This is a genomic window from Micromonospora sp. NPDC047756 (assembly GCF_055587245.1).
In genome coordinates this window covers 585,441-602,972 of the sequence record NZ_JBVJGQ010000002.1, presented here as the reverse complement: position 1 = coordinate 602,972, position 17,532 = coordinate 585,441, and the positions used below count along the sequence as shown (strand labels likewise).

Annotated in this window: 12 protein-coding genes; 3 read left to right on the top strand and 9 right to left on the bottom strand. The window is 71.7% G+C overall.

Going from position 1 to position 17,532, the window contains the following annotated elements:
* Window positions 1–6: 6 nt before the first annotated feature.
* The 3 genes from ACZ6NZ_RS07805 to ACZ6NZ_RS07795 all read left to right on the top strand — a co-directional run bounded on the left by ACZ6NZ_RS07805 (window position 7) and on the right by ACZ6NZ_RS07795 (window position 7,014).
* Complete coding sequence (locus tag ACZ6NZ_RS07805; RefSeq protein ID WP_465856808.1) at window positions 7–5,469, top strand: ATP-binding protein; 5,463 nt, start codon at window positions 7–9, stop codon at window positions 5,467–5,469.
* Between the two features lie 178 nt (window positions 5,470–5,647).
* On the top strand, window positions 5,648–6,163 hold the full coding sequence (locus tag ACZ6NZ_RS07800) for an RNA polymerase sigma factor (protein WP_465856806.1): 516 nt from the start codon (window positions 5,648–5,650) through the stop codon (window positions 6,161–6,163).
* Complete coding sequence (locus ACZ6NZ_RS07795; RefSeq protein WP_465856804.1) at window positions 6,160–7,014, top strand: hypothetical protein; 855 nt, start codon at window positions 6,160–6,162, stop codon at window positions 7,012–7,014. The genes ACZ6NZ_RS07800 and ACZ6NZ_RS07795 overlap by 4 nt, the downstream gene beginning before the upstream one ends.
* A gap of 64 nt (window positions 7,015–7,078) precedes the next feature.
* Here the strand turns inward: ACZ6NZ_RS07795 and ACZ6NZ_RS07790 are convergent, their stop codons facing one another.
* From ACZ6NZ_RS07790 to ACZ6NZ_RS07750, 9 genes are all read right to left on the bottom strand, one after another.
* The gene (locus ACZ6NZ_RS07790) at window positions 7,079–7,657 is read right to left on the bottom strand and encodes a sigma-70 family RNA polymerase sigma factor (protein WP_366609256.1); all 579 of its coding nucleotides are present in this window, start codon (window positions 7,655–7,657) and stop codon (window positions 7,079–7,081) included.
* A 67-nt stretch (window positions 7,658–7,724) separates the two neighbouring features.
* The gene (locus ACZ6NZ_RS07785; protein WP_465856803.1) at window positions 7,725–9,623 is read right to left on the bottom strand and encodes an ABC transporter ATP-binding protein; all 1,899 of its coding nucleotides are present in this window, start codon (window positions 9,621–9,623) and stop codon (window positions 7,725–7,727) included.
* Complete coding sequence (locus tag ACZ6NZ_RS07780; RefSeq protein ID WP_465856801.1) at window positions 9,620–11,326, bottom strand: ABC transporter transmembrane domain-containing protein; 1,707 nt, start codon at window positions 11,324–11,326, stop codon at window positions 9,620–9,622. Before ACZ6NZ_RS07780 ends, ACZ6NZ_RS07785 begins: the two co-directional genes overlap by 4 nt.
* Before the next feature lie 153 nt (window positions 11,327–11,479).
* Window positions 11,480–12,022: a gluconokinase gene (locus ACZ6NZ_RS07775; RefSeq protein ID WP_465856799.1), complete on the bottom strand. Its 543-nt coding sequence runs from the start codon at window positions 12,020–12,022 to the stop codon at window positions 11,480–11,482.
* On the bottom strand, window positions 12,012–13,241 hold the full coding sequence (gene manD / locus ACZ6NZ_RS07770; RefSeq protein WP_366609249.1) for a D-mannonate dehydratase ManD: 1,230 nt from the start codon (window positions 13,239–13,241) through the stop codon (window positions 12,012–12,014). The genes ACZ6NZ_RS07775 and manD overlap by 11 nt, the downstream gene beginning before the upstream one ends.
* A 31-nt stretch (window positions 13,242–13,272) precedes the next feature.
* Window positions 13,273–14,421, bottom strand: a complete 1,149-nt coding sequence (gene dgoD, locus ACZ6NZ_RS07765; RefSeq protein ID WP_465856797.1) for a galactonate dehydratase — start codon at window positions 14,419–14,421, stop codon at window positions 13,273–13,275.
* A 7-nt stretch (window positions 14,422–14,428) separates the two neighbouring features.
* Window positions 14,429–15,244, bottom strand: a complete 816-nt coding sequence (locus ACZ6NZ_RS07760; protein ID WP_465856795.1) for a carbohydrate ABC transporter permease — start codon at window positions 15,242–15,244, stop codon at window positions 14,429–14,431.
* On the bottom strand, window positions 15,241–16,191 hold the full coding sequence (locus ACZ6NZ_RS07755) for a carbohydrate ABC transporter permease (RefSeq protein WP_465856793.1): 951 nt from the start codon (window positions 16,189–16,191) through the stop codon (window positions 15,241–15,243). The genes ACZ6NZ_RS07760 and ACZ6NZ_RS07755 overlap by 4 nt, the downstream gene beginning before the upstream one ends.
* 75 nt (window positions 16,192–16,266) lie before the next feature.
* Window positions 16,267–17,505, bottom strand: coding sequence for an ABC transporter substrate-binding protein (locus tag ACZ6NZ_RS07750; RefSeq protein WP_465856791.1), 1,239 nt, complete (start codon window positions 17,503–17,505; stop codon window positions 16,267–16,269).
* Window positions 17,506–17,532: the final 27 nt, after the last annotated feature.

Here is a 17,532-nt window from a genome sequence, read left to right as displayed (position 1 = left end):
CTTCGGGTGTTCAACCGTGTCGCCATCGTCAACCGTGGTGAAGCCGCCATGCGGCTCATCCACGCGGTCCGCGAGCTGGCCGCGGAGACCGGCATCCAGCTCGAAACCGTCGCCCTCTACACCGATGTCGACCGCAACGCCACGTTCGTCCGCGAAGCGGACATCGCCTACGACCTCGGCCCGGCCTCCGCCCGCCCGTACCTCAACCTGGCGGTGCTGGAGCGCGCCCTGACCGAGACCGGGGCCGACGCCGCGTGGGTCGGCTGGGGCTTCGTCGCCGAGGATCCGGCGTTCGCCGAGCTGTGCGAGAAGATCGGCGTCACCTTCGTCGGCCCGAGCGCCGACGCCATGCGTCAACTCGGCGACAAGATCGGCTCGAAGCTGATCGCCGAGAAGGTCGGCGTGCCGGTCGCGCCGTGGAGCCGAGGCGCCGTCGAAACCCTCGCCGCCGCCCGGTCGGCGGCGGCCGACATCGGCTACCCGCTGATGCTGAAGGCGACCGCCGGCGGTGGCGGACGCGGCATCCGCGTGATCAGGAACGAAGCCGAGCTGGTCGACGCGTACGAGCGCACCAGCCAGGAGGCGGCACGGGCCTTCGGCAGCGGCATCGTGTTCCTGGAGCGACTGGTCACCGGGGCCCGGCACGTCGAGGTCCAGGTGATCGCCGACGGGCAGGGCACCGCGTGGGCCCTCGGCGTCCGCGACTGCTCGGTGCAGCGACGCAACCAGAAGGTCATCGAGGAGTCGGCGTCGCCGGTGCTCGACCCGGCGCAGGCCGCCGAGCTGAAGACGTCGGCCGAGCGTCTGGCCGTGGCGGTCGGCTACCGCGGCGCGGCGACGGTCGAGTTCCTCTACCACCCCGGTGACCGGTTGTTCGCGTTCCTGGAGGTCAACACCCGCCTCCAGGTCGAGCACCCGATCACCGAGCTGACCACCGGGTTCGACCTGGTCAAGGCCCAGCTGCACGTCGCCGCCGGCGGGCGGCTCGACGGTGCGCCGCCGGCCGAGCGCGGGCACGCCATCGAGGCCCGGCTCAACGCCGAGGACCCCGACCGCGACTTCGCGCCGTCCCCCGGCCGCATCGCCCGGCTGGACCTGCCCAGCGGCCCCGGCATCCGGGTGGACACCGGCGTCAGCGAGGGTGACACCATCCCCGCCGACTTCGACTCGATGATCGCGAAGATCATCGCGTACGGCCGGGACCGCGACGAGGCCCTCGGCAGGCTGCGCCGGGCGATGGCGAACACCACGGTGATCATCGAAGGTGGGGCCACGAACAAGAGCTTCGTGCTCGACCTGCTCGACCAGCCCGAGGTGATCGACGCCAGCGCGGACACCGGGTGGATCGACCGCGTCCGCGCGGAGGGCCGCCTCGTCACGCACCGCCACTCCGCCGTCGCCCTGGCCGCCGCCGCCATCGAGGCGTACGAGGAGGAGGAGCGCGTCGAGCGTCAGCGGCTGCTGTCGACGGCCGCCGGCGGGCGCCCGCAGGTGCAGCACGCCAGCGGCCGACCGTTGGACCTCAAGCTGCGCGGCGTCGGCTACCGCACCCGCGTGGCGCGGGTCGGCGCGCACCGGTTCCGGGTCGGCATCGAGACCGGCCCCGTCGTACGCACCGCCGACGTCGAGCTCGACCGCTTCGACCGGCACACCGGTCAGATCGTCGTCAACGGCATCCGCTACCGCCTGCTCACCGGCACGTACGGGCCGACCCACCTGGTCGAGGTGGACGGCGTGACGCACCGGGTCAGCCGGGACGAGGGTGGCGTCCTGCGCTCCCCGATGCCCGCGCTGGTCGTCGCCACGCCGCTGGAGGTCGGCGCTGAGGTCGAGGCGGGCGCGCCGGTGCTGGTGCTGGAAGCGATGAAGATGGAGACGGTGCTGCGGGCGCCGTTCAGGGCGCGGCTCAAGGAGTGCGCCGTCTCGGTGGGCAGTCAGGTGGAGGCCGGTGCGCCGCTGCTGCGCCTGGAGCCGCTCGCGGACGACGCCGAGCAGACCGCCGACGACGCGAGCAGCGAAACCGTCGAACTGGACCTGCCCACCGCCGCCACGGACATCCCGGCGTACGAGCGCAGCAGGCGCGGCCAGGAGGACCTGCGGGGTCTGCTGCTCGGCTTCGACGTCGATCCGCACGACGACCGCCGGGTGCTCGACGATTACCTCGCCGCGCGGCGGACGGCCGCCGAAGCCGGTCAGCGGCCCCTGGCCGCCGAACTCGACCTCATCGAGGTGTTCGCCGATCTCGCCGAACTGAGCCGCAACCGGCCGACGGGCGAGGACGGCGGCGCCGCGCACGTCCACAGTGCCCGGGAGTACTTCCACACCTACCTGCAGAGCCTCGACGTCGAGCGGGCCGGGCTGCCGGACGCCTTCCAGACCCGGCTCGGCAAGGCCCTCGGCCGGTACGGCGTCACCGACCTGGACCGCACCCCCGCCCTCGAGGCCGCCGTCTTCCGGATCTTCCTCGCCCAGCAGCGCGCCTCCGCGGACGCGCAGGTCGTCGCGGCGCTGTTGCGCGCGTGGCTGCTGGAGACCCCGCCGGACGAGACGCTGCGCGAGCCGGCCGGCCTCGCGCTGGAGCGGCTGATCGCCGCGACGCAGGTCCGCTTCCCCGTGGTCGCGGACCTCGCCCGGGGCGTGGTGTTCGCCTGGTTCGCCCAACCGCTGCTGCGCCGCAACCGCGCCCGCGTCTACGCCGAGGTCCGTGGGCACCTGCGGCACCTCGACGCGCACCCGGACGCCCCGGACCGCGCCGAGCGCGTCGCCGCGATGGTGCGCAGCACCGAACCGCTGGTCCGGCTGCTCGGCCAGCGACTCGTCCGCGACCACCTCGACAACGCCGTCATGTTGGAGGTGCTGACCCGGCGGTACTACGGCAACCGGTCGCTCACCGGCGTGCTCACCCGCGAGGTCGCGGGCTGCACGTTCGTGGTCGCCGGGCGCACCGACTCCAGCGTGGTCTCCGCCGCGGTCAGCTTCGACGCGCTGGGCAGCGCCCTGCGCGGGCTGGCCGAGCTGGCCGTCGGCGAGGACGCCGTGGACGCCGACATCTACCTCGGCTGGGAGAACCAGCCGGAGGACTTCGACGCGATGGCCGCCGCGCTGGCCGAGGTCATCACCGCGCACCCGCTGCCGCCGCAGGTCCGTCGGGTCACCACCACCGTCGCGGGTCGCGGCGGGGCGGTGATGCACCACCACTTCACCTTCCGCCCGTCCGGCGCCGAGCTGACCGAGGACCGGCTGATCCGTGGGCTGCACCCGTACATCGCGCAGCGGATGCAGCTGGAGCGGCTGCACAAGTTCGACCTGACCCGGCTGCCGTCGTCGGACGAGGAGGTCTACCTCTTCCAGTGCGTGGCCCGGGAGAACCGCGCCGACGAGCGCCTCGTCGCGTTCGCGCAGGTGCGTGACCTGACCGAGCTTCGCGAGCAGGACGGCCGCCTGGTCGCGCTGCCGACGGCCGAGGACGCCATCGCCGCCTGCCTCGACTCGATCCGGCGCGCCCAGTCGCGGCGGCCGTCGAAGACGCGCTTCAACACCAACCGCATCGTGGTCTACGTGTGGCCGCCGAGCGAGCTGACCCGCGAGGAGATGGAGATGATCGCCGGGCGGGTCCGCCCGACGACCACGGGTGCCGGCCTGGAGGAGATCCTGTTCATCGCGCGCCAGCGCGACCGCCGGACCGGCGAGCTGACCAAGATCGCCGTACGGATCTCGTTCGACGCCGCGGGCGGTGCCGAACTGGCCGTCGGGGAGCCGCCGGTCGAGCCGCTCGAGCCGCTCGACGAGTACCGGCTCAAGGTGCTGCGGGCCAGCAGCCGCAACACCGTGTACCCGTACGAGCTGACCGGCCGACTCGGCGACTTCGTCGAGCACGACCTCGACGACGACCACGCGCTGGTGCCGGTGGACCGGCCGAAGGGGCGCAACAGCGCCGCCATCGTGGCCGGGGTCGTCACGACACCGACCGAGCGCTACCCCCAGGGGGTCACCCGGGTGGTGCTGCTCGGCGACCCGACGAAGTCGCTGGGCGCCCTGTCGGAGCCGGAGTGCCGGCGCGTGATCGCCGCACTGGACCTGGCCGAGCGGATGCAGGTGCCGTTGGAATGGTGGGCGCTGTCCGCCGGCGCCCGGATCTCGATGACCTCCGGTACGGAGAACATGGACTGGGTCGCCGCGGCGCTCAAGCGGATCGTCGAGTTCACCCAGGCCGGCGGTGAGATCAACATCGTGGTCGCGGGCATCAACGTCGGCGCGCAGCCGTACTGGAACGCCGAGGCGACGATGCTCATGCACACCAAGGGCATCCTGGTGATGACGCCCGACTCGGCGATGGTGCTCACCGGCAAGCAGTCGCTCGACTTCTCCGGTGGTGTGTCCGCTGAGGACAACTTCGGCATCGGCGGCTACGACCGGGTGATGGGGCCGAACGGGCAGGCGCAGTACTGGGCGCCGAACCTGACGGCCGCACGCGACGTGGTGATGGCGCACTACGACCACTCCTACGTCGCGCCCGGCGAGGACGCGCCCCGGCGGGCGGTCACCACCGACCCGGCCGACCGCGACATCTCCGGCTTCCCGCACGACGTGGCGGGCAGCGCCTTCGCCACCGTCGGGGAGATCTTCTCCGTCGAGTCCAACCCGGACCGCAAGAAGCCGTTCGACATCCGTACGGTGATGCGGGCCCTCTCCGACCAGGACCACCCGGTGCTGGAGCGCTGGGCCGGCATGGCGGACGCGGACACCGCCGTCGTGCAGGACGTCCACCTCGGTGGAATCCCGGTCTGCCTGCTCGGCATCGAGTCCCGGTCGGTGCCCAGGCACGGCTTCCCGCCCACCGACGGTCCGGACACCTACACGGCGGGCACGCTGTTCCCCCGCTCGTCGAAGAAGGCCGCGCGGGCGATCAACGCGGCCAGCGGCAACCGGCCGCTCGTCGTACTGGCTAACCTGTCCGGCTTCGACGGCTCACCGGAGTCGATGCGCAAGCTGCAACTGGAGTACGGCGCCGAGATCGGCCGGGCGATCGTGAACTTCCGGGGGCCCATCGTCTTCTGCGTGATCTCGCGCTACCACGGCGGCGCGTTCGTGGTGTTCTCGAAGGCGCTGAACCCGAACATGACGGTGCTGGCGCTGGAGGGCTCGTTCGCCTCGGTGCTCGGTGGCGCACCCGCCGCCGCTGTGGTGTTCTCCGCCGACGTCAACGCCCGCACGGCCGCCGACCCGCGGGTGCGGGACCTGGAGGCCGGTGTCGCGGCCGCCAGCGGCACCGAACGCGCCGCGCTGACCGCGGAACTCGACGAGCTGCGGTCCTCGGTGCGCGCGGAGAAACTCAGCGAGGTGGCCGCGGAGTTCGACCGGGTGCACAACATCCACCGCGCCGTCGAAGTCGGCTCGGTGGACGCCGTGATCCGCGCCGCCGAGCTGCGTCCGCGCATCATCGAGGCCATCGAGGCCCGCCTGGGGTGATCCGACGAGACCGGACAGGGCCGGTTCGGTTCCCGCACCACAGGGAACCGGGCCGGCCCTGTCGGCGTCCGTCGGGACACCCTGCGAGGCGGTGCCGACTATTGGCCGCGGGCCGGGTGCAATCGGCGTCCGGCTCGGCACGTGTCTGTGGTGGGAGTCCACATGTGGAGGAGGTGCCGTGCCAGGCGACCAGCCAGACGACCGCGCCGCCTTCGACCGGTTCTTCCAGACCTCCTACGGCCGGGTCACCGCGCAGATCCACGCGTACCTCGGTGACCGGACCGAGGCTGAGGACGTGAGCCAGGAGGCGTTCCTGCGGGCCTGGCAGAAGTGGCGCGACATCTCCTCGTACGACGATCCCGTGGCGTGGGTGCGTCGGGTGGCCTGGAACCTCGCCACCAACCGTCTCCGCCGGATCACCGTCGCGGCCCGCGTGTTACGCCGACAGCCCCTCGTGGCCCCGGTGCCGGCGATCCAGCCGGACCACGTCGCGCTGGTCGCCGCCCTGCGTACGCTGCCGGAGCGGCAGCGCCGGGTGATCGTGCTGCACTACATCGCCGACCTGCCGACCGCCGAGATAGCCGCCGGCCTCGGCGTACCGCAGGGCACTGTGTTGTCGTGGCTGCACCGTGGTCGCGCGAAGCTGGCCGAACATCTCAGCGAAACGTCGAGCGGGAAGGTGGTCGCGTCGTGACTCCCGCGGAGCCGGATCCCGGCCGGGACGACGTCGCCGGTCTCATGCTGCGGTCCTACGCCGCCGGTGGCCACCTGTCGTTCACCGCGCCCGCCGCCGACGTGATCGTGCGCCGGGCCCGGCGTCGCACCACGACGAAGGTGGTGTTGTCCTTCGCCGCGGTGGTGGCGGTCGCCGCCGGAAGCATCGCAGCGGTCACCGCGTTCGGTCCCGATCCGGACTGGGATCCACCGGTCATCGGGCCCACAGCGACACCATCGGTGAGCGTCTCCCCCACACCGTCGCCGCCGCCGTCGCCGCCCACGCCGAGGACGACGCCGCCCTCGACGCCACCCGGCTCGCCGGACCGCTCGCGGGCGACGTCCCCGAACGGCACACCGAGCGAGACCGGCAGCGATCCGAAGCCGGTGAGCGTGCGCGGCGTCGACTGGGCGAACGCCACGATCACCATGACGGCGTCGACCGGCGACGAGTGCCTGACGGGCAGGATCCGTTTCGTCGACGGCAGGGGCGGCGCGCCGGGCGACGCTCCGCACATCCAGATCTCCCCGTCGTACGGTGACGACGGCGCCCCGACGTTCGGCGACCTGAACGGCGACGGCCGCGACGAGGCGGTCGTGTACGGCGCGTGCCTGGCCGGCTCCGGCGACGAGGACGCCTCCGGTCAGGTTCTGGTCGTCACCGGGCGCAGCGGCCAACTGGTCGGCAGTTGGGTGGGACCGGTAGCCGAGGTGGTCGACGACGTGAAGATCACCGCGGCACGACTGGTCATCTCCTCGACGAAGAAGTACGCCGACGTGTCGGTGGATCGCGCCTACCGTTGGACGGGAACCCGCTACGCCCAGAGTTGATCCGGCAGGCCCGGCGGCACTGATCGGGGTCGGCGGGTTCCGACCGCCGCCACCGTGCCCACCCTCAGCCTGTCCGCCGATCGTGGCTCGGGGCGCCGTCGAGCTGCCAGGCCGCGGCGAGATCCTCACGCGCCCGGGCCACCCGGGAGCGGATCGTGCCGACCGGGCACTGGCAGATCTCCGCCGCCTCGGCGTACGACAGGCCGAGCACCTGGGTGGCGACGAACGCCTCGCGGCGCTCGCGGGCCAGGCCGGCGATCAGCTGGTGCACTGTCACGCTCTCGTCGGCCCCGGCGGTGATCGCCCCGGCAGCCTCGGCCGCCGCCTGCCAGTCCGGCACGGACGCCAGCCTCGGCCGGGCCACCGCCGTGCGCACATGGTCGACGGCGACCCGTCGGGCGATCGTGAACACCCACGTGCGGGCCGACGAGCGGCCGGCGAAGCCGGGGAGGTTGCGCAATGCCCGCAGGAACGTCTCCTGGGTCAGGTCGTCCGCCTCACCCGGCCCGGCGAGATGCGACAGGAACCGCCAGACCTGGTCCTGGAGGGCCCGGATGAACGCCGTCGCGGCCTGCCGGTCGCCCTGGCCCGCCTCCTGCGCCCACCGGGTGACCTGGGCGTCGTCAACGCCGCCGGTCCGCACAGACCACCGTCCTGTGTGCCACGGGCGCTCCTTTTCGGCCGAGAGGCCGTCGTCGGGACGCCGCCGGTCAGCCGCGCACTCTGGTTGTCGCCGGCGGGTCCGGAAAAGTTCCCGGGGCTCCCACATTCGGGTGACCGTGGTCCTGGATCCGCTCGGTGCTCTTCCGGGCCGGCGGCGGCACCGGTTCGGGCGTACGCCAGGACCGCCACAGGTTGCTGTAGCCGCCACCGGCCGCGAGCAGCTCGGCGTGCGTGCCGTGCTCGGCGACGCGACCCTGGTCCAGGACGACGATGCGGTCCGCGGTGGCCGCCTGGCTGAGCCGGTGGGCGACGACCAACGTGGTACGGCCCTCGGTGGCCGCCACGGCGGCCCGGTCGAGGTCGCGCGCGCCCGCGCTGCCCGCCTCCGCGGTGGCCTCGTCGAGGACCGCGACGGCGGGGTCGGCGAGAACCAGGCGGGCCAGCGCGAGGTGCTGGGCCTGCGCCGCGGTGAGCTGCCGGCCGCCCTCTCCCACCGCGGTCGCCAGCCCGTCCGGCAGGGTACGCAGCCACCCGGTGGCGCCGACGAGGTCGAGGGCGCGGGTCAGCTCGGCGTCGGTGGCGTCCGGGTCGGCCAGGCGCAGGTCCTCGGCGAGCGGCCCGGCGAACACGTGCACCTCCTGGCTGATCAGCGCGATCTCCCGCCGCAGCTGGTGTTCGCCGAGGTGGGCCAGCGGCACGCCCCGCAGGCGCACCGCACCCTGGCTGGGCTCGACGATGCCGGCGATGATCCCGGCGAGGGTGCTCTTGCCCGCGCCGCTGGCGCCCACCAGCGCCACGCGCTCCCCGGGCGCGAGACGCAGGGCGATGTCCCGCAGCACGACGGGTCCGTCGTCGTAGCGGTGCTGCGCGACGGTCACCTCCAGCGCCGCCGGCTCGGGCCGCTGCGGGCGGCTGGGCCGGCTGCGGTCGGGCGACGCGGTGTCCGGCAGTGTGGTCACCCCGACGAGCCGGGCGAGGCTCGCCCCGGCCTGGAGCACCGAGTCCGACTGGAACAGCAGCAGGCCGATGGGGTTGAACAGGCGGTGGAAGTAGAGCGCGGCGGTGGTCGCCGCGCCGACGGTGGAGAGATCCTCGCGGACCAGCAGGAAGCCGGCCAGCAGGACGGCGGCGAGCCCCACGAACTCGGACCTGTTGATGCGCAGCCCGAACCGGGTGAACAGGCCGAAGATCTCCAGCGACAGGTCGCGGGCGACGCCGGAGCGAGCCGCGATCCGCGCGACGTGGGCGTCCTCCATCCGGTAGGCGCGTACCGTCGCCGCGCCGCGCAGCGCCTCGGCCGTCGCCTGCGTACGCTCGCCGGTCGCCACCCGCTCACGGGCGTAGTACGGCGCCGACCGTTTGAGGTACCACCGCAGCGCCAGCGCGTACGCCGGTGCGGCGGCCAGCCCGGCGATGCCGAGCCGCCAGTCGAGGGCGAAGAGCCCCAGCGCGGTCAACACGATGGACAGCGTCGCGCCGAGGAAGGCGGGGCCGCTGGTGGCGATCACGTTCGTCACCACTGCCACGTCGTCGCCGGCCCGGGCCACGAGGTCGCCGGTCCCGGCTCGTTCCAGGGTGGCCGACGGCAGGTGCAGCGCACGGTCGAGGACCCGCTCCCGGAGCCGGGCCAGCACCGTCTCGCCGAGACGTGCGGCGACCGCGGCTCCGGCCGCGGTGAGGAGCCCCGCGAGCACCGCCGCACCGGCGATCACGCCCGCCCAGGACACGACCTGCGGTGTGTCGGTGCCGGCGATGACGTCGTCGACGAGGCGACCGAGCACCCACGGCGCGACGAGCCCGGTCGCGGACGCGGCGACCAGCAACGTGCCGGCGACGGCGCTGAGCAGCGGCAGGCGGGCCAGTTCGATCCGGAGGGCGGCCCAGGTCTGCCGGCCGGTGGCCGTCGGCAGCAACTGCCGGCCGCTCGCGGTCGACGGGTCGGTCATCGCAGGACCTCTTCCCGGTAGCGGGTGTCGCTGGCGAGCAACCGCTCGTGCGGCCCCTCGGCGACGACCCGACCCTTGTCGATCACGGCGACCCGGTGCGTGACGTGCAGCAGGGCCGGGCTGGTGGTGATCAGCACCGTGGCGCGGGTGTCCGCCGCGCGTACCGAGGCCAGCCCTTCGGCGAGCAGCGCCTCGGTCACCGCGTCGACGGCCGTGGTGGGGTTGTGCAGCACCAGCACGGGTGGGTCGGCGACGAGCGCACGGGCGAGCCCGATCCGCTGCCGCTGACCGCCGGACAGGTTCGCTCCCCGCTCGGTGAGCCGGCGGTCGAAACCGTCCGGGTGTGCGGTGAGCACGTCCTCGGCGGCGGCGGCCCGCACGGCGGCCCGCAGGACCGTGTCGTCGACCTGGGCATCGGCGCTGAGGTTGGCGCGCAGGGTGCCCTCGAACAGCGCCACGTCGTGTGGCTCCAGCAGGACCACGGCGCGAGCGGCGTCGATGTGCAGGTCCTCGACGGGTACGCCGTCGACGGAGAGCGTCCCCCGGTAGTCCGCGTGGTGCACCCGGCCGGCCAGCAGCGCGACGAGCGCTTCGGCCTCGCTCGGGTCGTACGCGAGCACGCCCACGATCTCACCGGCGCGGACGTGCAGGCTGACGGTGTCGAGGCCGGCGTGCGAGACCGCGTCGAGGGTGAGCCGGGACGGGCTCGGGGTAGGCGGCCCGGCGTCACCCGGCGCGAGGACCGGCGCCGCGCCGAGGACCCGGGCGACCCGCGCCGCCGAGGCCCGCGCGGTGGCGAACAGTTGTACGCAGTACCCGAGCGTCTGCACCGGCTCGGCGATGAACTGGGCCAGCCCGACGACGGCGACGAGTTCGCCGATGGTGAGCCGACCCTGGAGCGCGAGCCAGCCCGCGACGCCGGCGACCGTCGCGAGGAAGAGTCCGTTGACCATGGTGGTGAGGCCGAGGTGCAGGCCCTTGGTGGTGGCGGCGCGAAGGGTCACGTCGAGGGCGTGCCGGCTGGCGCCCGCGTACCGCCGGGCGGCGTGGTCCTGCGCGCCGATGCCACGCAGCACGCGCAGCCCGCTGACGAGGTCGACGGCGAGCGCTGTCGTCGCCGCGAGGGCCTCCTGCTGCGACGTGCTTCGGCGGGTGAGCAACGGCGCCATCCGTTGGAGGGCGACGACCAGCAGCGGTACGCCGACGAGCACCCCGAGCCCGAGGGGGACGTCGACGACGAGCAGCGCGACGGCCGCGACCACGATCGCGGTGATCGCCGCGGCGGTGAGCCCGGCGACGCGTACGACCAGCGCGGACAACTCGGCGTCGGAGGCCGTGATGGACAGCAGCTCTCCGTCGCGCAGACCCGAGCGGTGTCCGCGCGGGTCGAGGGCGCTCCGGACGATCTCGACGCGGGTCGCGTGCGCCTCGTGTTCGACGGCGGCGTAGGCCAGCCGGGCGCCGGTGCGGTAGGCGAAGGCGAGGGCGGTGAACAGGGCGGCGAGGCCGGCGAGGGAGAGCAGCAGCGCGGTGACGTCCCCGGTGGCCACCGCCCGGTCGATGATCACGCCGATGGCGACCGGTACGAGGGCCTCGGTGGCCTGGTGGGCACAGAGCAGCACGATGCCGAGCGCCACCCGGCGGCGCTGTCGGCGCAGGGCGCGGCGCAGCACCACGCTCCCACTGACCTCGGCGACTGTCATGCTCGGATCGATGGGGGCATGGCGGTGAACTCCAGTAGGTGAGGGCAGGCTAACCTAACACGTCCTCGACCAGCCGTAGCCGCCGGAGTGCGGTGACGCCGGCCGCTTTGCCATGGACGGCAGCGGCCGGCATCGACGGTCCGCACCCGTCAGCTACCGCTCCCCCGCCGGACTCCAGATGGGCAGGCCGAGCCTCCTGACCGCTATCGCGACGAGGGCTCGCGGCGGGAGCGAGACGTCGAGCACGAGCACCGACTCGTCCGGCTCGGCCGGTTCCAACGTGGCGAGCTGCGACTCCAGCAGACTCGCCGGCATGTAGTGCCCCTCGCGCCGCGCCATTCGCTCCCGGATGACCTCCGCCGGCCCGTGCAGGTGCACGAAGTCCACCCGCGGCGCGCCCTGGCGCAGCACGTCCCGGTACGACCGCCGCAAGGCCGAGCAGGCCAGCACCGTCGAGCGGCCCTCCGCGCCGCGGTCGGCGATCCACCCGGCGATGTCTGCCAGCCAGGGCCACCGGGCGGTGTCGTCCAGCGGTACGCCGGAGCGCATCCGCGCCACGTTCTGCGGGGAGTGGAACTCGTCCGCCTCGGCGAACGTCAGCCCGGTCGCCGCGCCGATCCCACGCGCCACAGTGGTCTTGCCGGACCCGGAGACGCCCATCACCACCACGTGCCGGCCACCCGGCTCACCAGTCATGGACCGTGCCGTCCTTGAGCCGGTTGAACGGCAAATACGCGGGCTCGTACGGGAACCGGGCCGCCGCCTCCTCGTCGAGCTCCACCCCGAGCCCCGGCTGGTCGCCCGGATGCAGGTAGCCGTCGGTGAAGGTGAACGACTGCCGGAACACCTCGTTGGCCAACGGGGTGTGCTTCATGTACTCCTGGATCCCGAAGTTGTGGATGGCCAGGTCCAGGTGCAGGGCTGCGGCCATCCCCACCGGGGAGATGTCGGTCGGGCCGTGAATGCCCGACTTGATCTGGTACTGGGCGGCGAAGTCGAGCAGCTTGCGCATCGCGGTGATGCCGCCGGTGTGGGTGACGGCGGACCGGACGTAGTCGATCAACTGCTCCCGGATCAGGGTCTGGTAGTCCCAGACGGTGTTGAAGACCTCACCGATGGCGAGCGGGGTGGTGGTGTGCTGGCGGACCAGCCGCAGCGCCTCCTGGTTCTCCGCCGGGGTGCAGTCCTCCAGCCAGAACAGGTCGTACGGTTCGAGGGCCTTGCCGAGCTTGGCGGCCTGGATCGGCGTCATCCGGTGGTGACCGTCGTGCAGCAGCGGCAACTCCGGGCCGAACTCGCCGCGCACCGCCTCGAAGACCGACGGTAGGTGGCGCAGGTACGCGCGGGTGTCCCAGTCCTCCTCGGCGGGCAGCGGGGTGCGCTGCGCGGGCTCGTAGTCGTAGCGCTGGCCGGTGGCGCTGGGTTGCGCGGCCACGCCGTAGACCGCGTTGATCCCCGGCACCGCGGTCTGCACCCGGATCGACCGGAAGCCCTCGTCGAGGTGGCTGCGGATCGAGTCGAACAGCTCGGGGATGTCCCGCCCCGACGCGTGCCCGTACGCCATGATCCCGGTGCGGGACGCACCACCGAGCAGCTGGTACAGCGGCATGCCGGCGGCCTTGGCCAAGATGTCCCACAGCGCGACGTCCACCGCGGCGATGGCCGCCATGGTGACCGGACCCCGACGCCAGTACGCCGAGCGGTACAGGAACTGCCAGGTGTCCTCGATCCGGTGCGGGTCCCGTCCCATCAGCAGTGGGGCGACGTGGTCGCGCAGGTACGAGGCGACGGAGAGCTCGCGGCCGTTGAGCGTGGCGTCGCCCAGACCGGTGATGCCCTCATCAGTGGTGATCTTGAGGGTGACGAAGTTCCGGTCGGGGCTGGTCACGATGATGTCTGCTGCGACGATCTTCACGGGGTGCCTTTCGTTCTCGCCGGTCGGGTTTTCACCACTCCGCGTAGGAGCCGTCGGGGTGCCGCCAGGTCGGGCTGCGCCAGGCGTGCCCGCGCTTGTCCGCGGTCCGCACCGCGTGTTCGTCGATCTCGATGCCGAGACCGGGCGCGGTCAACTTCTTCACGTACCCGTCGACGAAGGTCAGCGGAGTCTGGTCGAGGCAGTAGTCGAGCACCTCGGCACCCTGGTTGTAGTGGATGCCGATGCTCTGTTCCTGGATCAGGAAGTTGGGTGTGGCGAAACCGACCTGGAGGCAGGCGGCGAGGGCGATCGGCCCGAGCGGGCAGTGCGGGGCGAGCTGCACGTCGTACACCTCGGCCAACGTGGCGATCTTGCGAACCTCGGTGATGCCGCCGGCGTGCGCGAGGTCCGGCTGGGCCACGGCGATGCCGGCCTGCAGGACGGGAAGGAACTCCTGCCGGCTGTAGAGCCGCTCCCCCGTCGAGACGGGGATGGTGGTGCTGCGGACGACCTCACCGATGAGGTGCGAGTTCTCCGGCACCACCGGCTCTTCGAGGAAGAACGGCCGGTACGGCTCCAGCAGCGGGGCGACCCGCCGGACGTTGGCGACCGTGAACCGACCGTGGAAGTCCACCGCCACGTCTCGGTCGTCACCGAGGACCTCCCGGGCGACGGCCACCCGCTGCACCACCGCGTCGAGGTCGGCGACCGAGGCGAGCGCGCCCATCCGCCCGGACGCGTTCATCTTCACGGCGGTCAGGCCCGCCTCGATCCGGGCGCTGATCTGGTCGCGAATCTCGGCGGGCTCGTCACCACCGATCCAGCCGTAGACCCGGATCCGGTCCCGGACCGGCCCGCCGAGAAGCTGGTGCACGGGGGCCCCGTAGTGCTTGCCGGCGATGTCCCAGAGCGCCTGGTCCAGACCGGACACCGCGCTGGCCAGGATCGGGCCACCCCGGTAGAAGGACCCCTTGGTCAGCACCTGCCAGTGGTCCTCGATGCGCAGCGCGTCGCGTCCCGTGAGCAGCTCGCTGAGTTGGTGGACGGCCGTGCGCACGGTCTCGGACCGGCCCTCGCAGGTCGCCTCGCCCCAGCCGACGATGCCGGACTCCGTCTCGATCCGGACGAACAGCCAACGCGGCGCGACCAGGAACGTCTCCACCTTCGCGATCGTCGTCATGTCCCGGTCAGCCCTTCGTGGCACCGGCGGTGAGGCCGGAGACGACGTACTTCTGCACGAACAGGGCGATCAGCATGATCGGCAGGGTGACCACCGTCGCGGCGGCCATCAGGCCGCCCCAGTCGATGCTGGCGTAGCCGACGAAGTCGAAGATCGCGACGGGCAGCGTCTTGGTGTCGGCGCCGGAGAGCACCAGGGCGAACATGAAGTTGTTCCAGGAGAAGATGAAGGAGAGGATGCCGGCGGTCGCGACGCCGGGCACCGACAGCGGCAGGGTGATCCGCCGGAACGCGCCGATGTGGGTCAGCCCGTCGACCAGCGCGGCTTCTTCCAACTCGGTCGGCAGGCCGTCGAAGTAACCCATCATGATGTAGACGATCAGCGGCAGCGACACGAACATGTGGCTCAGGATCAGCACGGTGAAGCCGCCGACCATCTTCAGGTTCGAGAAGACGTAGTACCAGGGCACCAGGAGCGAGACGCCGGGGATGACCCGGGCCATGAGCACGACGAGCGCGGACTTCTTCATGGTGAACCGGCTCATCGAGTACGCGGCGGGCACCCCGAGCAGGAGCGAGAGCGTGGTGGCCGCGAACGCCACCCAGAGGCTGTTGCCGATGAACTCGAGGTAGTTCGCCTGCTGGAGAACGGTCTCGTAATTCTTCAGGCTGGGCGAGAAGACGAACGCCTTGGCCGTGTCGTAGATGTCCACGTTGGTCTTGAACGACGCGGCGATCATCCAGAGCAGCGGTGCCGTCAGCGCGAACACCACGACGACGAGAGCCGAGTTGCGGAACACCCGGTACGGCTTGCTCGGCTTCATCGGCCCAGCCCCTTCTTGCGATAGGTGAGGGCCCACATCACCCCGATGATGATCAGGAAGAAGATGATGAGGACTGTCGACGAGACGCCGTAGTCGTTGTAGTCGAAGCTGAGGCCGTACGCGTAGACGTTGAGGGTCTCGACCTCGTGGAAGGACCCGCCGCCGCGCCCCTTGGTGGCGTAGAGGATGTCGAACGTCTTCAGCGCGTCGATGCCGCGCAGCAGGATGGCGACGATCACCGTGGGCATCAGCAGCGGGAGGGTGACGTGCCGGAACCGCTGCCAACTGCTGGCGCCGTCGATCCGGGCCGCCTCCTGGGGCTCGTCGGAGAGCGAGGTGAGCCCGGCGAGCAGGATCAGCACGACCATCGGCGTCCACTGCCAGATGTCGATGAACATCGTCGTCGGCAGGGCCGAGTGCTGCCCGGCCAGCCAGGGCTGGGGGCCGATGCCGATCCAGCCGAGCAGTTGGTTCGCCATCCCGATGTTGGGGTCGAAGATCAGGCGCCACATCATGCCGACCGCCACCGGAGTGGCCACCAGCGGCAGGAGGATCGCGACGCGGACCCACTTCTCACCGCGGAAAGGCCGCCACAGCAGCAGGGCGATCGCCATGCCGAGAATGACCTCGAAGAACAGGACGACGCCGGTGAAGAGGACCGTACGCCAGACCGCCGGCCAGAACCGGTCGGTGTCGGTGAGCACGTCGAGGTAGTTCTGGACGCCGATGAACTCGAAGTCGGCGCGCACCGAACCCTCGGCGTCGGTCAGGCTCAGGTACCCGGTCCACGCCACCGGGAAGATGATCAGCACGGCGACGAACGCCATGGCGGGTGCCGCGAAGAGCCACTTGCGGTGTTCGTTGGCCCACCGTGACCAGGCGGAGTCGTGCGGGGGCGCCGTAGCGGCCTCGGGCGTGTCGGTGCGGGGGGTGATGACGGCTGACATGAGGGGTCTCCGGGTTCGCAGGTCAGGTCCCGGCGGGGCGGCGGAGCCCGTCGGCTCCGCCGCCCGGCGGTCGGGCTACTTCGCCTCGTCGTCGAGGAACTTCTGGAACGCCGCGTTCGCCGTGTCCGCCGAGCTGGCGGCGTCCTTGCCGGTGATCGCGTCGACGATCGGCTGTCCGACGATCTCCCGCGCCTGGGCCACCTTGACCACCAGCGGACGGTCGTGCCCGACCCCGTTGGCGGTGCTGACCGTGTTGGCCTCGGCGAGGTCCTTCGGGTAGGAGGCGGTACCCGCCGGGTTCGCCCAGACCGAGGTGCGGGCACCGGGTACGCCGGCCGTCTGCTGCGCCAGCGCCTGCTCCTTGCCGGCCGCCCACTGGATGAACTTCCAGGCGTTGTCCTTGTTCTCCGAGCTGTCGTTCACGCCGAGCGCCCAGGACGGGATGTTGTACGGCTTCGATCCGGCCGGGCCGGCCGGGAAGGCGGCGAAGCCGACGGTGTCGACGACCTTGGACTTGGTCGGGTCGGTGGCGTTCTTGTAGAGCGAGTTGGCCTCGGTGTAGAAGGCGGCCTTGCCCTGGGTGAAGATCGCCATCGCCTCCGACCAGCTCATGTCGGTGCTGATGTTCTCGGGGCCGTGCTCCCGCAGAAGGCCGCCGTAGTAGGCGTACGCCTGCTTGGCCTGCTCGGTGTTGACACTGGCCTTCCCGCTGGCGTCCACGAAGTCGCCGCCGAAGCTGAAGAGGAAGCTGGAGAACTGCGTGACGGCGGCGGCCTTGCCGGTCCGAGCGACGAAGCCGGCGACGCCCGGGTTGTCGGCCTCGATCTTCGCGGCCTGCGCCTTGAGCTCGTCGAGGGTCTTGGGCGGCGCGGTGAAGCCCGACTTCGTCAGCAGGTCCTTGCGGTAGTAGAGGACCTCCTGCTCGGTGATGATCGGCACCCCGACCACCTTGTCCTCATAGGTCGTCGCCTGCATCGGCCCGGCCTGGAAGTCACCGATCTCGAAGGCGCTGTCGGACTTGGCATTCTTGCCCAGGTCGGCGAGGTACTTGTTCTTGCCGAACAGCTTCCCCTCCTGAAGGGGCCGGTACATCATCACGTCGAGGTCGTCGGACCCGGCGTTCAGCTTGACGTTGTACTGGTCGGAGAGCTGGTCCTCACCGAGCTGGGTGACTTCGACGGTGAGGCCCGACTGCTTCTCGAACTCCGGCAGGACCTTCTTGATGTTCTCTGTCCACACGTGGTTGACCAGTGTCACGCGAACGGTCTTCGAGTCCTCGCCGCCGCCGTCGCCGCCGCAGGCGGTCAGGCTCACGGCGGCCACCACAGCCAGAGAAGTGCC

Coding starts and splice junctions, on each gene's coding strand:
- ACZ6NZ_RS07755 (WP_465856793.1), bottom strand. CDS start 16,191: ATGTCAGCCGTCATCACCCCCCGCACCGACACGCCCGAGGCCGCTACG.
- ACZ6NZ_RS07775 (WP_465856799.1), bottom strand. CDS start 12,022: ATGACTGGTGAGCCGGGTGGCCGGCACGTGGTGGTGATGGGCGTCTCC.
- dgoD (WP_465856797.1), bottom strand. CDS start 14,421: ATGACGACGATCGCGAAGGTGGAGACGTTCCTGGTCGCGCCGCGTTGG.
- ACZ6NZ_RS07760 (WP_465856795.1), bottom strand. CDS start 15,244: ATGAAGCCGAGCAAGCCGTACCGGGTGTTCCGCAACTCGGCTCTCGTC.
- ACZ6NZ_RS07780 (WP_465856801.1), bottom strand. CDS start 11,326: ATGACAGTCGCCGAGGTCAGTGGGAGCGTGGTGCTGCGCCGCGCCCTG.
- ACZ6NZ_RS07785 (WP_465856803.1), bottom strand. CDS start 9,623: ATGACCGACCCGTCGACCGCGAGCGGCCGGCAGTTGCTGCCGACGGCC.